General features: G+C 65.8%; 9 protein-coding genes. All 9 read left to right on the top strand.

Annotated features, from left to right (window positions below):
* Positions 1–3 precede the first annotated feature (3 nt).
* The 9 genes from ispC (at position 4) to dnaE (ending at position 13,036) form a co-directional block, all read left to right on the top strand.
* The gene (gene ispC, locus BUA41_RS04340; RefSeq protein WP_245791842.1) at positions 4–1,203 is read left to right on the top strand and encodes a 1-deoxy-D-xylulose-5-phosphate reductoisomerase; all 1,200 of its coding nucleotides are present in this window, start codon (positions 4–6) and stop codon (positions 1,201–1,203) included.
* A 12-nt stretch (positions 1,204–1,215) separates the two neighbouring features.
* Positions 1,216–2,568, top strand: coding sequence for a sigma E protease regulator RseP (gene rseP / locus BUA41_RS04335; RefSeq protein ID WP_072820056.1), 1,353 nt, complete (start codon positions 1,216–1,218; stop codon positions 2,566–2,568).
* Positions 2,569–2,717: 149 nt separating this feature from the next.
* Entirely contained in the window at positions 2,718–5,051 is a 2,334-nt protein-coding gene (gene bamA / locus BUA41_RS04330; protein ID WP_139249049.1) for an outer membrane protein assembly factor BamA, read from the top strand.
* Positions 5,052–5,247: 196 nt separating this feature from the next.
* Entirely contained in the window at positions 5,248–6,291 is a 1,044-nt protein-coding gene (gene lpxD, locus BUA41_RS04325; protein ID WP_072820054.1) for a UDP-3-O-(3-hydroxymyristoyl)glucosamine N-acyltransferase, read from the top strand.
* A 122-nt stretch (positions 6,292–6,413) separates the two neighbouring features.
* Positions 6,414–6,857 carry a 3-hydroxyacyl-ACP dehydratase FabZ gene (fabZ, locus tag BUA41_RS04320; protein ID WP_072820052.1) on the top strand — a complete coding sequence of 148 codons (444 nt, stop codon included), beginning with the start codon at positions 6,414–6,416 and terminating at the stop codon, positions 6,855–6,857.
* Positions 6,854–7,624, top strand: a complete 771-nt coding sequence (gene lpxA / locus BUA41_RS04315; RefSeq protein ID WP_072820050.1) for an acyl-ACP--UDP-N-acetylglucosamine O-acyltransferase — start codon at positions 6,854–6,856, stop codon at positions 7,622–7,624. Before fabZ ends, lpxA begins: the two co-directional genes overlap by 4 nt.
* A gap of 2 nt (positions 7,625–7,626) precedes the next feature.
* Complete coding sequence (gene lpxB, locus BUA41_RS04310) at positions 7,627–8,811, top strand: lipid-A-disaccharide synthase (protein WP_072820048.1); 1,185 nt, start codon at positions 7,627–7,629, stop codon at positions 8,809–8,811.
* Positions 8,808–9,482, top strand: a complete 675-nt coding sequence (rnhB, locus tag BUA41_RS04305) for a ribonuclease HII (RefSeq protein ID WP_084671133.1) — start codon at positions 8,808–8,810, stop codon at positions 9,480–9,482. Before lpxB ends, rnhB begins: the two co-directional genes overlap by 4 nt.
* Positions 9,483–9,532: 50 nt before the next feature.
* Positions 9,533–13,036, top strand: coding sequence for a DNA polymerase III subunit alpha (dnaE, locus tag BUA41_RS04300; protein ID WP_072820046.1), 3,504 nt, complete (start codon positions 9,533–9,535; stop codon positions 13,034–13,036).
* Positions 13,037–13,066: the final 30 nt, after the last annotated feature.

Here is a 13,066-nt window from a genome sequence, read left to right as displayed (position 1 = left end):
CCCGTGACGCGCGAATCGACTCCAGCAGTGCAGACGGTCACGGTACTTGGTGCGACCGGATCGATAGGCAAGAGTACCCTCGACGTGCTGGCCCGCCATCCCGAGCGCTATCGGGTGCATGCCCTCACGGCGTCCACCAGCAGCGCATCGTTGCGCGAGCAATGCCTGATCCATCGTCCGGCAGTGGCGGTGCTGACGGATGAACGCGAGGCGGCCTGGTTGCGGGAAGAGCTGCGCACCGCCGGGTTGTCTACCGAAGTGCAGGCGGGTGCGACGGCGCTGGTCGAGGTGTCCGAGGCCCCGGAGGTCGACGTGGTGATGGCGGCCATCGTGGGCGCCGCCGGACTGCTGCCGACCCTGGCAGCGGTGCGCGCCGGTAAGCGCGTGCTGCTGGCCAACAAGGAAGCCCTGGTGATGTCCGGGGCGCTGTTCATGCAGGAAGTGGTGCGTCACGACGCCGTGCTTCTGCCCATCGATTCCGAACATAACGCCATCTATCAGTGTCTACCGTCAGACCGTCGCGATGGCCTGGCCGGCATGGGCGTCACCCAGCTGCTGCTGACAGCCTCGGGAGGGCCGTTTCGCGGCTGGAACGCGGCTCGATTGGGCGCGGTGACCCCGGAGCAGGCCTGCGCTCATCCCAATTGGTCGATGGGCCGCAAGATCTCGGTGGACAGTGCCACCCTGATGAACAAGGGGCTCGAGTTGATCGAGGCCTGCTGGCTGTTCGATGCCCGTCCCGATCAGATCGAGGTGGTCGTGCACCCCCAGAGCGTGATTCACTCGATGGCCGCCTACAGCGACGGCTCGGTGATCGCCCAGCTGGGCAATCCGGACATGCGCACACCGATCGCCTTTGGCCTGGCCTGGCCCGACCGCATTGCCGCGGGGGTCGAGCGGCTCGATCTGTTCCGGGTGGCACGTCTCGACTTCGAGCCGGCGGACGAGACGGCTTTCCCCTGCCTGCGCCTGGCCCGCGACGCCATGCTGGCCGGGGGGACGGCACCGGCAGTGCTCAATGCCGCCAACGAGGTGGCGGTGGCGGCCTTCCTGGAGCGGCGCCTCGGGTTCACCGGCATCAGTGAGGTCGTCGAGGCGGTACTCGAGCGCTGCGAGGTGCGTACTGCCGATGAACTGGATGTGATTCTTGCCGAGGATGCCCGGGCGCGCCGTGTCGCCGAGCACTATCTGGCACGTGGATAGAGGTAACGGGTTATGGGCGTGATACAGAACGTGCTGGCGGTCATCGTGGTGTTGGGGCTGCTGATCACCTTTCACGAGTTCGGCCACTTCTGGGTCGCGCGCCGCTGCGGCGTGAAGGTGCTGCGTTTCTCGGTGGGGTTCGGCAAGCCGTTGTGGTCCCGTTTCGACCGGCACGGCACCGAGTTTGCCGTCGCCGCCATCCCCCTGGGCGGCTACGTCAAGATGCTCGACGAGCGCGAGGCCCCGGTGGCGCCGGAAGAGCAGCACCTGGCCTTCAACCGCAAGAATGTCTGGGCGCGCATCGCCATCGTCGTGGCCGGGCCGCTGGCCAACTTCCTGCTGGCGGTGGTGGCCTACTGGCTGCTGTTCGTGGTCGGCACCACGTCGGTCGCACCGGTGATCGGCGAGGTCGCCCCGGATTCCCCGGCGGCCCGGGCCGGCCTGAGTTCAGGGCAGGAAATCACGGCGATCCAGGGCGATCGCACCCGTACCTGGGAAGACGTCAATCTCGAGCTGATCTCGCGGATCGGCCTCGATGGCACGCTCGAGGTGGCGGCCCGGGAGGGCGAGGCGAGCGAGGCGCGAACCTATCGGGTCCAGGTCTCCGACTGGCTGGCACGTCAGGATCCACCCCAGCCCCTGGAGACGCTGGGGGTCATTCCCTGGCGTCCCGACATTCCCCCGGTGCTGGGTCAGGTGCTGGAGGGTGAAGCGGCAGCCCAGGCCGGGCTCGAGCCCGGCGATCGCATCGTCGCCGTGGACGGCCAGTCGCTGGACACCTGGACGGCCTTCGTCGAGGTCGTGCGCGAGCGCCCCGGAGAGCGTCTCTCCCTGCGTATCGAGCGTGACGGGGAGGTGCGCGAACTGGACCTCACTCCGGGCCGGCGCGAGGCCCAGGGGGACCCCATCGGCTATATCGGTGCCGGGGTCGAGACGGTCTCCTGGCCCGAGGAGTATCGGCGCGAGATCCGGTACGGCGCACTGGCCTCGGTGGGACGCTCCCTGGCGCGCACGGCGGACATGACCGTGTTGACCCTGGACTCGATCCGCAAGATGTTCGTCGGCCTGATCTCGCCCTCCAACCTCTCCGGGCCGATCACCATCGCGCGTATCGCCGGCGACACCGCGCGCAGTGGTCTGGAGAGCTTCATCGGCTTCATGGCCTATCTGTCGATCAGTCTCGGCGTGCTCAACCTGTTGCCGATCCCGGTGCTGGACGGCGGCCATCTGCTCTATTATCTGATCGAGGCCGCTCGCGGACGTCCGGTCTCCGAAGCGGCCCAGGCGGTCGGGTTCCGTATCGGCCTGGCACTGGTCGGCACCCTGATGCTGATGGCGCTGTATTTCGACCTGATGCGTCTGTAACCTGCGTAGCCATTCCTGTGACGCTACCAGCGTCTTTCGTCCCGGGGTGATGAGCCGGCAAGCGCCATGGCTGATCTTGCCAGTCACCCCGGTGAGTGTATAAGGTGCCTGTTCAGCGAGCCGGCGGACAACTCAAGCGAAGCGATTGCATGAAATTCAAGACCATCGGATTGGCGGTACTACTGACGTTTACCACCCAGACGGCCCTGGCGGTCGAATTCACCGTCTCCGACATCCGTGTCGAGGGCCTGCAGCGCGTCTCGGCGGCGTCGGTGTTCAACGCCTTCCCGGTGAGCGCCAACGAAAGCGTGGACGATCGTGAACTGGCCGCCGCGGCCAAGGAGCTCTTCGCCACCGGGCTCTTCGATGATGTCCAGCTGGCTCGCGACGGCGACGTGCTGATCATCCGGGTGGTCGAGCGTCCCTCGATCTCGCGCATCGAGATCGAGGGCAACTCGCAGGTCAATGATGAAGATCTGCGCAAGGGCATGGCCGACGCCGGCCTGGCCGAAGGCCAGGTGCTGCAGCGCGCCTCCCTGGATGAAGTGCAGCGCCAGCTGGAACAGCTCTACCACTCCCAGGGCCGCTACAGCGCCAGCATCGACACCTCCATCGAGCCGGTCGATCGCAACCGGGTCCAGGTCAACATCGAGGTCGACGAAGGTGCGGTGGCCAAGATCCGCCAGATCAACATCGTCGGCAATCAGGCCTACAGTGACGAGACGCTGCGCGATCTGATCGAGCTCGAGGACCGCCCGGGGTGGTTCTTCGGCTGGTTCTCCGACGACGAGTATTCCCGGGAGAAGCTCTCCGGCGACCTGGAAACCCTGCGTTCCTATTACCTGGATCGCGGTTACGTCAACTTCGCGATCACCTCGACCCAGGTGGCCATCAGTCCCGACAAGTCGCGGATCTTCGTCACCGTCAACGTCGACGAGGGGCAGCGCTATCGTATCGGCGAGATCAATTTCGCCGGCGACCTGATCCTTGCCGAGCGCCAGGCACGTTCTCTGGTCACCACCGAGGCCGGCGACGTCTACTCTCGCAGTGCCCTGACCCAGTCCGCCGAGGCGTTGCGCCAGAAGCTCGGCGCGGAAGGGTACGCCTTTGCCAATGTCGAGAGCGTTCCGGAGGTCGCCGAGGACGGCGATACCGTCGACGTGACCTTCCTGGTGGAGCCCGGACGGCGCGCCTACGTGCGGCGTATCAATTTCGAGGGCAACACCACCACCCAGGACGAGGTGCTGCGGCGGGAAATGACCCAGATGGAGGGGGCGCCGGCCTCCACCGATCGCATCAGCCAGTCCAAGCGACGCCTGGAGCGCCTGGGCTTCTTCCGCCAGGTCGATGTCGAGACGCGCCCGGTCTCCGGTGAATCGGACCAGGTCGATGTCACCTACAATGTCGAGGAACAGCCGTCGGGGTCGATCTCGGCGAGTGTCGGTTTCTCCCAGAGTGCCGGGTTCATCTACGGGGCTTCCCTGGCACAGAAGAACTTCCTGGGCACCGGCAACCAGGTCAACGTCGGTGCCCAGAAGAGCGATACCTTCACCAGCGTGAACTTCGGTTTCACCGATCCCTACTGGACCCTGGACGGCATTTCCCGAGGCTACAATCTCTTTTATCGGGAGACCGATTACGAGGATTCCGACGTCTCCACCTACTCCACCGACTCCTACGGCGGCAGCATCGACTTCGGTTATCCGATCAACGAGTTCAGCCGCCTCAACTTCGGGGTCGGCCTCGAGGACCTGTCGATCGAGACCTATCGCGACACGCCGCTCGAGATCGTCGAGTACACCAATACCCAGGGCGAGGACGCGACCAGCTACAAGCTCACCGCCAGTTGGACGCGCAACAAGCTCAATCGCGGCATCATGCCCACCGACGGCAGCTACCAGCGGGTCTCCCTGGAGACCGCGGTACCGGGGTCGGATGCCGAATACTACAAGGTGCGTTATCGTGGCCAGAAGCTCTTCGAGCTGAACCCCGACTGGTCGCTCAAGTTCGGCACCGAACTGGGCTACGCCGACACCATCGGCAACGATCCTTACCCCTTCTACGAGAACTTCTACTCTGGTGGCCTGGGTTCCGTGCGCGGCTTCACCGGCAACACCCTGGGGCCCAAGACCACCGCGAACAACTTCGGCGATGACGACACCCTGGGCGGTAACGTGCTGGTCGAAGGCACGGTCGAGCTGATCTATCCCTTCCCTTGGGTGGAAGACCGGCGGTCGCTGCAGACCAGCGTCTTCTTCGATGCCGGCAATACCTACCTGACCGATTGCTATGATGTCCCGGAAGGGGAGACCTCGACCTGCGAAAGCGGCGTGGATCTCGGAGAATTGCGCTACAGCGTCGGCCTGGGCCTGACCTGGTTGACCCCGGTGGGGCCCCTGACCTTCAGCGTGGCCAACCCCCTCAACGACGAAGATGGAGACGATACCCAGACCTTCCAGTTCTCGCTAGGTCAGACCTTCTAGATTCCGTGCAAAAGTTCTGGCCCGGCGAGGCTGATCAAGGAGAGGGGGCATGCGCAACTCGACCGGAACGGTACATCCAGGAACAGGCTGCGCCAGCGCCGCGTCGAGCACTCGTCTCGCCAGGACTCGGGGGGCCGTCCAGGGCCCCAACGTCAATTAACCTCGGGTGCCCCGCTGGGGCCTGTTCGCTACCGCCATGAACAAGACCAACAGCCTTTCCTTCCCCCTGGCCGAACTGGCCGAACGTCTCGGGGCGACCCTCGTCGGTGATGGCGAGCAGCGCGTCACGGGCCTCGCGACCCTGAGCGATGCCGGTCCCGAGGAGATCAGCTTTCTGGCCAACAAGGCCTACCTCAAGCATCTCGCTACCACCCGCGCCGCCGCGGTGTTGCTGCATCCTGCCCATGCCGGCGAGAGCCCCGTCGGCACGGCACGTCTCGAGCTGGACAACCCCTACCTGGCCTATGCGCAACTCTCGCGACTGTTCGATCCGTTGGCGGCGCGTGACTCCATCGGAATCCACGCGTCGGCCGTCGTCGCCGACGGCACGACCCTTGGACGCAACGTGGAGGTCGGCCCCCAGGCGGTCATCGAGGAAGGCGTCACCCTGGGGGACGACGTCGTCGTGGGCCCCGGCAGCGTGGTGGGGGCCCATTCCGTCATCGGCGCCGGCTCGCGCCTGCATGCCAACGTGACGGTCTACCACGGCGTCGTGATCGGCGAGCGGGCGATCCTGCACAGCGGTTGCGCCATCGGTGGCGACGGCTTTGGCTTCGCCCACGATGGGAACGGTTGGCACAAGATCGCCCAGCTCGGCGGCGTGATCCTGGGAAATGACGTCGAAGTCGGCAGTTGTTCGAGCATCGACCGAGGCGCCCTGGGTGATACGGTGATCGGTGACGACGTCAAGATCGACAGCCAGGTGCAGATCGCGCATAACGTGCAGATCGGCGATCATAGCGCGCTGGCAGGCTGTGTGGGGATCGCCGGCTCGACCAGGGTGGGTCGCCATTGCATGCTCGGCGGCGGCGTGGGGCTTGCCGGGCACCTTACCCTGTGCGATGGCGTGCAGGTGACCGGCATGAGCCTGGTGACCAACTCCATCACCCAGCCGGGCGTCTATTCGTCCGGCACCGGAGCCATGAACAACGCGCTGTGGCGCAAGAATGCCGTGCGCTTCAAGCAGCTCGACGACATCGCCAAGCGGGTGGCACGACTCGAGCGCGACAATCGGAGCTAGTAAATGGCTGTCAGATATCACACATGACGCTATAATCCACCGCCGACCCCGGCCGGCAGAAGCCTGCCACTCGATGCCTACCCTGCGCGGGTAGGCATTACGCACTTTCAGAGGTTGCACCGATGGTAATGGACATCAACGAGATTCGTGAGTATCTGCCCCACCGCTATCCATTCCTGCTGGTGGATCGTGTGGTGGAGCTCGGGGTGGGCGAATTCATCGTCGCGTACAAGAACGTCAGCATCAACGAGCCGTTCTTCAATGGCCACTTTCCTCACCATCCGATCATGCCGGGGGTATTGATCATCGAGGCCCTGGCACAGGCGTGTGGCATTCTCGGGTTCAAGACCGTCAACAAGCTGCCTGCCGACGGCTATGTCTACTACCTGGTCGGCAGCGACAACGCACGTTTCAAGCGCCCCGTCATGCCCGGCGACCAGCTTCGCCTGGAGGCCCGGGTGATTCGTGGCAAGCGTGGTATCTGGAAGTTTGCCTGCCGTGCTACCGTCGATGGTGAACTGGCTTGCGAGGCCGACATCATCTGTGCCGAGAGGAAGGTAGCTTGATTCATCCCACCGCCATCGTCGATCCTGCCGCTCTTCTGGCCGATGACGTCGAGGTCGGCCCGTTCAGTGTCATCGGTCCGGATGTCGAGATCGGTGCAGGGAGTCGCATCGGGCCTCACGTCGTCATCCAGGGGCCGACGCGCCTGGGCCGTCGCACCCGTGTCTTCCAGTTCGCGTCGGTCGGCGAGGAGTGCCAGGACAAGAAGTATGCCGGCGAACCCACCCGCCTGGAGATGGGCGACGACAACATCATTCGCGAAGGCGTGACCCTGCACCGCGGCACCGTCCAGGATCGTGGCGTGACCACCATCGGCAGCCGCAACCTGCTGATGGCCTATGCCCACGTCGGCCACGATTGCGTGATCGGTGACGACTGCATCCTCGCCAACCAGGTGACCCTCGGCGGCCATGTCACGGTGGGCGATCACGTCATCCTGGGCGGGCTGGTCGCCGTTCACCAGTTCTGCCATATCGGGGTCCACGCCATGTGTGGCGGGGGGTCCATCGTCACCAAGGACGTTCCTGCCTACCTGATGATCAACGGCCACCCGGCCCAGGCCCACGGCCTGAACCTGGTGGGATTGAAACGCCGGGGCTTCTCCCGGGAAGCGCTGCACGCCCTGACCGACGCCTATCGCATCGTCTATCGCCAGGGGCTGACCCTGGAGCAGGCGCTGGAGCGGCTCGAGGCCCAGGACTCCAGGCCTGCGGAAGTGGATACCTTCATGGCTTCCCTGCGGGCCTCCACCCGGGGCATCACGCGCTAGCGATGCGGGTGTTCCTGGTCGCGGGCGAACTTTCCGGCGATATCCTCGGGGCCGGATTGATGCAGGCCCTCAAGACGCGCCACCCGGACGTCGAGTTTCGCGGCATCGGCGGGCCACGCATGATCGGCGAAGGGCTCGAAAGTCTCTACCCGCTGGAAACCCTGTCGGTGATGGGCCTGGTCGAAGTGCTCAAGCATCTACCCGAACTGCTGAAGGTGCGCCGTGCGCTCCGGCGCGAGGCCCTGGCCTGGCGACCGGACGTGATGGTCGGCATCGATGCGCCGGACTTCAATCTGGGGCTCGAGAAGCAGCTGCGTGCGGCGGGCATTCCCACCGCTCATTACGTCAGCCCCTCGGTATGGGCCTGGCGCCAGGGCCGGGTCAGGAAGATCGCCCGGGCCGTGGACGCCATCCTGACCTTCCTGCCCTTCGAGGCAGCGTTCTACGAGCGTCACCGGGTGCCGGTCGCCTTTGTCGGCCACCCCCTGGCCGACGACATGCCCCTGGTCAACGATCGTGATGCCGCTCGCCAGGCGCTGGGCCTGAAGGCAGATGTCCCCTTGCTGGCCCTGCTGCCCGGGTCCCGGGCCAACGAGATCCGCTTTCTGGGTGCCACCTTCCTCGAGGCCGCCGAGCGCCTTTGCGAGCGCATCCCGGACCTGGAACTGGTGGTCCCCGCCGCTTCGGCCCTGCGCCATCAGGAGCTGGAGGCGCTGCTCGTGAACCATCCGACATTGACGGAACGCGTGCATCTGTTGGATGGACGCTCAAGAGAAGCCATGACCGCCAGCGATGCCGTGCTTCTGGCCTCGGGTACCGCGGCCCTGGAGGCCATGCTGTGCCATCGGCCGATGGTGGTCGCCTACAGGATGGCACCGACGACCCACTGGCTGGCGCGCCATCTGGTCAAGACCGATTGGATATCGCTACCCAACCTGATCGCCAGGGAGACCCTGGTGCCGGAACTGATACAGCACGCGGCGACTCCCGAGGCGATCGCCGAGCAGCTGGCGGTCTGGTTCGCCGATCCCGGGGCGCGTCAGGACATGGAGCGACGTTTCACGACGCTGCATGCGGCCCTGCAACGCGGTGCCAGCCAGCGGGCCGCCGAGGCGGTGACGGCGGTCGCCGAGAGGCGTCCGCTGCCGGCCCGGGTGCTGCCCGAGAAGATCGAGGAAGTCTCATGATCGCCAGGACACGCCAGATCGCCAACGGCACGTCGGCCGAAGGCACGGACGACTGCGCCGAGGGCTTTCCTCCCCTGGTCGTCGACTATACCGGGGAGTGCCTGGCCGGCGTCGACGAGGTCGGTCGCGGGCCCCTGGTCGGGGCGGTGGTGGCCGCGGCGGTGATTCTCGATCCGTGCCGCCCCATTCCGGGGCTTGGCGATTCCAAGGTGCTTACCGAGAAACGTCGTCAGGCCCTGGCCGTCGAGATTCGCAGCCAGGCCCTGGCCTGGGCGGTGGCCGAGGCGTCACCCGCCGAAATCGATGAACTCAACATCCATCATGCGACGCACCTGGCCATGCGCCGGGCCATCGATGCGCTGACGGTGGCCGCCGAGTTCCTGCTGGTGGACGGCAACTGCCTGCCCGGGCATCATGTCCCGGGGCAGGCGGTGGTCAAGGGCGATGCTCGCCATCCGGCGATCGGTGCTGCCTCGATTCTGGCCAAGGTGGCCCGGGATGCGCAGATGGTGGCGCTCGACGAACGCTTCCCCGGCTACGGATTCGCGCGCCACAAGGGCTATTCGACGCCCGAGCATCTCGAGGCCCTGGCGCGACTCGGCCCGCTGCCCGAACATCGCCGCTCCTTTGCACCGGTGAGGAAGCTGCTCACGCCTTGTCAGGCGTTCTAGGTGCTGCCCCGGCCCGTGCCTATTCATCTCAGTGTTCAACGAGCCCGATCATGACTACGCCCTTCGTTCACCTTCGTGTGCACAGCGAATACTCCCTCGTCGATGGCCTGGTGCGCCTGAAACCCCTGGTCAAGGCCACCGCGGCGGCCGGCATGCCGGCGATCGCCGTGACCGACGAGGCCAACCTGTTCGGACTGGTCAAGGTCTACAAGGCGGCCCAGGGCGAGGGGCTCAAGCCGATCATCGGGGCCGATCTGTGGCTCGAGAACCCTCACGATGCGTCGCACCCCTATCGCCTGACCCTGCTGGCGATGAATGGCGATGGCTATCGCAACCTGACCGAGCTGATCTCCCGCGGCTGGGTCGAGGGACAGCATCAGGGCCTGGCGATTCTCAGAAAGGCGTGGGTATTCGACCAGAGCGAGGGGCTGATCGCGCTCTCCGGTGCCCGGGAGGGGGAGATCGGCCGTTTCCTGCTGGCCGGTCACGAGCGCGACGCCGAAGCGCTGCTCGGCGAATGGCAGTACCATTTCCCGGATCGCTTCTACCTCGAGCTGCAGCGTACCGGCCGTCGTTACGACGAGGAGTGCGTGCATCACTCGGTGGCGCTGGCGGCCCGTACCGGCACGCCCGTGGTCGCCACCAACGACGTGCGCTTCATCGCCCGGGAAGAGTACTGGGCCCATGAGACCCGGGTCGCCATCGGCGAGGGCAAGGCCCTGGACGATCCGCGGCGCGAGCAGCGCTACAGCGAGGAGCAGTACCTCAAGAGCCCCGAGGAAATGGCGGAACTGTTCGCCGACATTCCCGAGGCACTGGAAAACAGCGTGATGATCGCCGCACGCTGCAACGTCGACGTGCGTCTCGGCGAGATCTTCCTTCCGGAGTTTCCCATCCCGGAAGGCATGTCCCTGGAGGAGTATTTCCGCCAGGTGTCCCACGACGGCCTCACCGAGCGCCTCGACCAGCTCTTCGACGGCCCCGATGCGATCTACGCCGGACGCGACCGCACCGAGCACGAACCGGCCTATCGCCAGCGCCTGGATTTCGAGCTGGACATCATCATCAAGATGGGCTTCCCGGGCTACTTCCTGATCGTCATGGACTTCATCCAGTGGGCCAAGGACAACGACGTGCCGGTGGGGCCCGGACGAGGCTCCGGGGCCGGGTCGCTGGTGGCCTACGCCCAGAAGATCACCGATCTCGACCCTCTGGAGTACGACCTGCTGTTCGAGCGTTTCCTCAACCCGGAACGTGTCTCGATGCCCGACTTCGACGTCGACTTCTGCATGGAGAAGCGCGACAGCGTCATCGAGTACGTGGCCAGCCGTTACGGGCGCGATGCGGTCTCCCAGATCGTCACCTTCGGCACCATGGCCGCCAAGGCGGTGGTGCGCGACGTGGCGCGTGCCCAGGGCAAGCCCTACTCCCTGGGGGACAAGCTCTCCAAGCTGATCCCCTTCGAGGTCGGCATGACCCTGGCCAAGGCCCACGAGCAGGAAGAGGCCTTGCGCGACTATCTGGCCGGCGACGAGGAAGCCCAGGAAATCTGGGACATGGCGCTCAAGCTCGAGGGCATCACCCGGGGCACGGGCAAGCACGCCGGCGGGGTGGTGATCGCGCCGACCAGGCTCACCGACTTCTCGCCGCTCTTGTGCGACGAGGAGGGCAACGGCCTGGTGGTGCAGTTCGACAAGAACGACGTCGAGGAGGCGGGGCTGGTCAAGTTCGACTTCCTTGGCCTGCGCACCCTGACCATCATCGACTGGGCCCTGGAGATGGTCGACGAGATGCGGTCCCGGGACGGTCTCGGTCCCCTGGACATCGCCAGCATCCCGCTGGATGACGGACCGACCTTCGAGATGCTCAAGAAGGCCGAGACGACGGCGGTCTTCCAGCTCGAGTCCCGCGGCATGAAGGAGCTGATCAAGCGACTGCTGCCGGATTCCCTGGAGGACATGATCGCCCTGGTGGCGCTGTTCCGCCCCGGCCCCCTGCAGTCGGGCATGGTCGACGACTTCATCAACCGCAAGCACGGTCGCGCCGAGCTCTCCTATCCGCACCCGGACTACCAGCACGACTGGCTCAAGCCGGTGCTCGAGCCGACCTACGGCGTCATCCTCTACCAGGAGCAGGTGATGCAGATCGCCCAGGTGCTGGCCGGCTACAGCCTGGGCCAGGCCGACATGCTGCGCCGGGCGATGGGCAAGAAGAAGCCCGAGGAGATGGCCAAGCAGCGCGCCGGCTTCCTCGAAGGCTGTGCCGCCAACGGCATCGAGGAGGATCTTGCCGGCAACATCTTCGATCTGGTGGAAAAGTTCGCCGGTTACGGCTTCAACAAGTCGCATTCGGCAGCCTACGGCCTGGTCTCCTACCAGACCGCCTGGCTCAAGACCCACTATCCGGGGCCGTTCATGGCCGCGGTGCTCTCCACCGAGATGGACAACCTCGACAAGGTGGTGCCGCTGATCGAGGAGTGTCGCAATCTCGGCCTGACGGTGACCCCGCCGGACGTCAATGTCGGGGGCTACAAGTTCACCGTCGACAGCGAGGGACGGGTAGTCTACGGCCTGGGAGCGATTCGCGGGGTCGGCGAGGGGCCGATCGGCGCGATCGTCGAGGCCCGGGGCACGGGCGGCGAGTTCCTCGACCTGTTCGATTTCTGCCGGCGTGTCGATGCCCGGCGCCTGAACAAGCGCACCCTGGAAGCGCTGATTCGCTCCGGCGCACTGGACAACCTGGGGCCATCCCGGGCGGTGCTGAGTGCGGCCCTGGAGGATGCCCTCAAGGCGGCCGCCCAGAGCTCCACCAACGCCAGCCTGGGGATGATCGACATGTTCGGCGAGGCCTTCGCCGAACCCGAGGCCGGCGACGCCTACCGGGACTACCGAAACGTGCGCGACTGGAGCGACAAGCAGCGCCTGGCCGGCGAGAAGGAGACCCTGGGGCTCTATCTGACCGGCCATCCCATCGACGAATACGAGAAGGAGCTCTCGCGCTTCGTCTCGACCCGCATCGTCGACCTCAAGCCCTCTCGGGAGCCGCAGCGGGTCGCCGGGCTGGTGGTGGCGATGCGCACCATGAAGTCCAAGCGTGGCGACACCATGGCCTTCGTCACCCTGGATGACCGTACCGGGCGCATCGAGGCCTCGCTGTTCGGCGAGCTGTTCGATCAGGTTCGCCATTCCCTGGCCCCGGATCAGGTGCTGATCGTCGAGGGCGAGGTGCAAAGCGACGATTTCTCCGGCGGACTGCGCCTGAGAGGCAAGGAGCTCACCCTGATGGTCGATGCGCGCACCCGCTACGGCGAAGCGCTGGAACTGTCGGTGGACGGGCGTCGCCTCAACGGGCGCTTCGTCTCCAGCCTGCGGGAGAGTCTCGACCCCTGGCGCGACGCTTCCGGGCTGCCGGTGCGCGTCAAGTATCGCAATGCCGAGGCCAGTGGCTGGCTGGAACTGGGCAGCGACTGGCGGGTGTCGCCCGCCGACGATCTGATCGTCGCCCTGCGTGAGGTCGAGGGCCAGGACGGGGTGCGCCTGAAGTATCGCGGTTGATGCCCGTCTCTTTCCCGCGTCTTGCGTGAG

Source organism: Modicisalibacter ilicicola DSM 19980, assembly GCF_900128925.1.
GTDB classification, from domain to species: Bacteria; Pseudomonadota; Gammaproteobacteria; order Pseudomonadales; family Halomonadaceae; genus Modicisalibacter; species Modicisalibacter ilicicola.
The sequence above is the reverse complement of the archived record's forward strand: the minus strand, read 5'-3'. Positions and strand labels throughout refer to the sequence as shown.

What these genes read in the sequence shown, in the direction of transcription:
- lpxB (WP_072820048.1), top strand. Translation starts at nt 7,627, where the DNA reads ATGCGGGTGTTCCTGGTCGCGGGCGAACTTTCCGGCGATATCCTCGGG.
- bamA (WP_139249049.1), top strand. Translation starts at nt 2,718, where the DNA reads ATGAAATTCAAGACCATCGGATTGGCGGTACTACTGACGTTTACCACC.
- rnhB (WP_084671133.1), top strand. Translation starts at nt 8,808, where the DNA reads ATGATCGCCAGGACACGCCAGATCGCCAACGGCACGTCGGCCGAAGGC.
- rseP (WP_072820056.1), top strand. Translation starts at nt 1,216, where the DNA reads ATGGGCGTGATACAGAACGTGCTGGCGGTCATCGTGGTGTTGGGGCTG.
- dnaE (WP_072820046.1), top strand. Translation starts at nt 9,533, where the DNA reads ATGACTACGCCCTTCGTTCACCTTCGTGTGCACAGCGAATACTCCCTC.
- fabZ (WP_072820052.1), top strand. Translation starts at nt 6,414, where the DNA reads ATGGTAATGGACATCAACGAGATTCGTGAGTATCTGCCCCACCGCTAT.
- lpxD (WP_072820054.1), top strand. Translation starts at nt 5,248, where the DNA reads ATGAACAAGACCAACAGCCTTTCCTTCCCCCTGGCCGAACTGGCCGAA.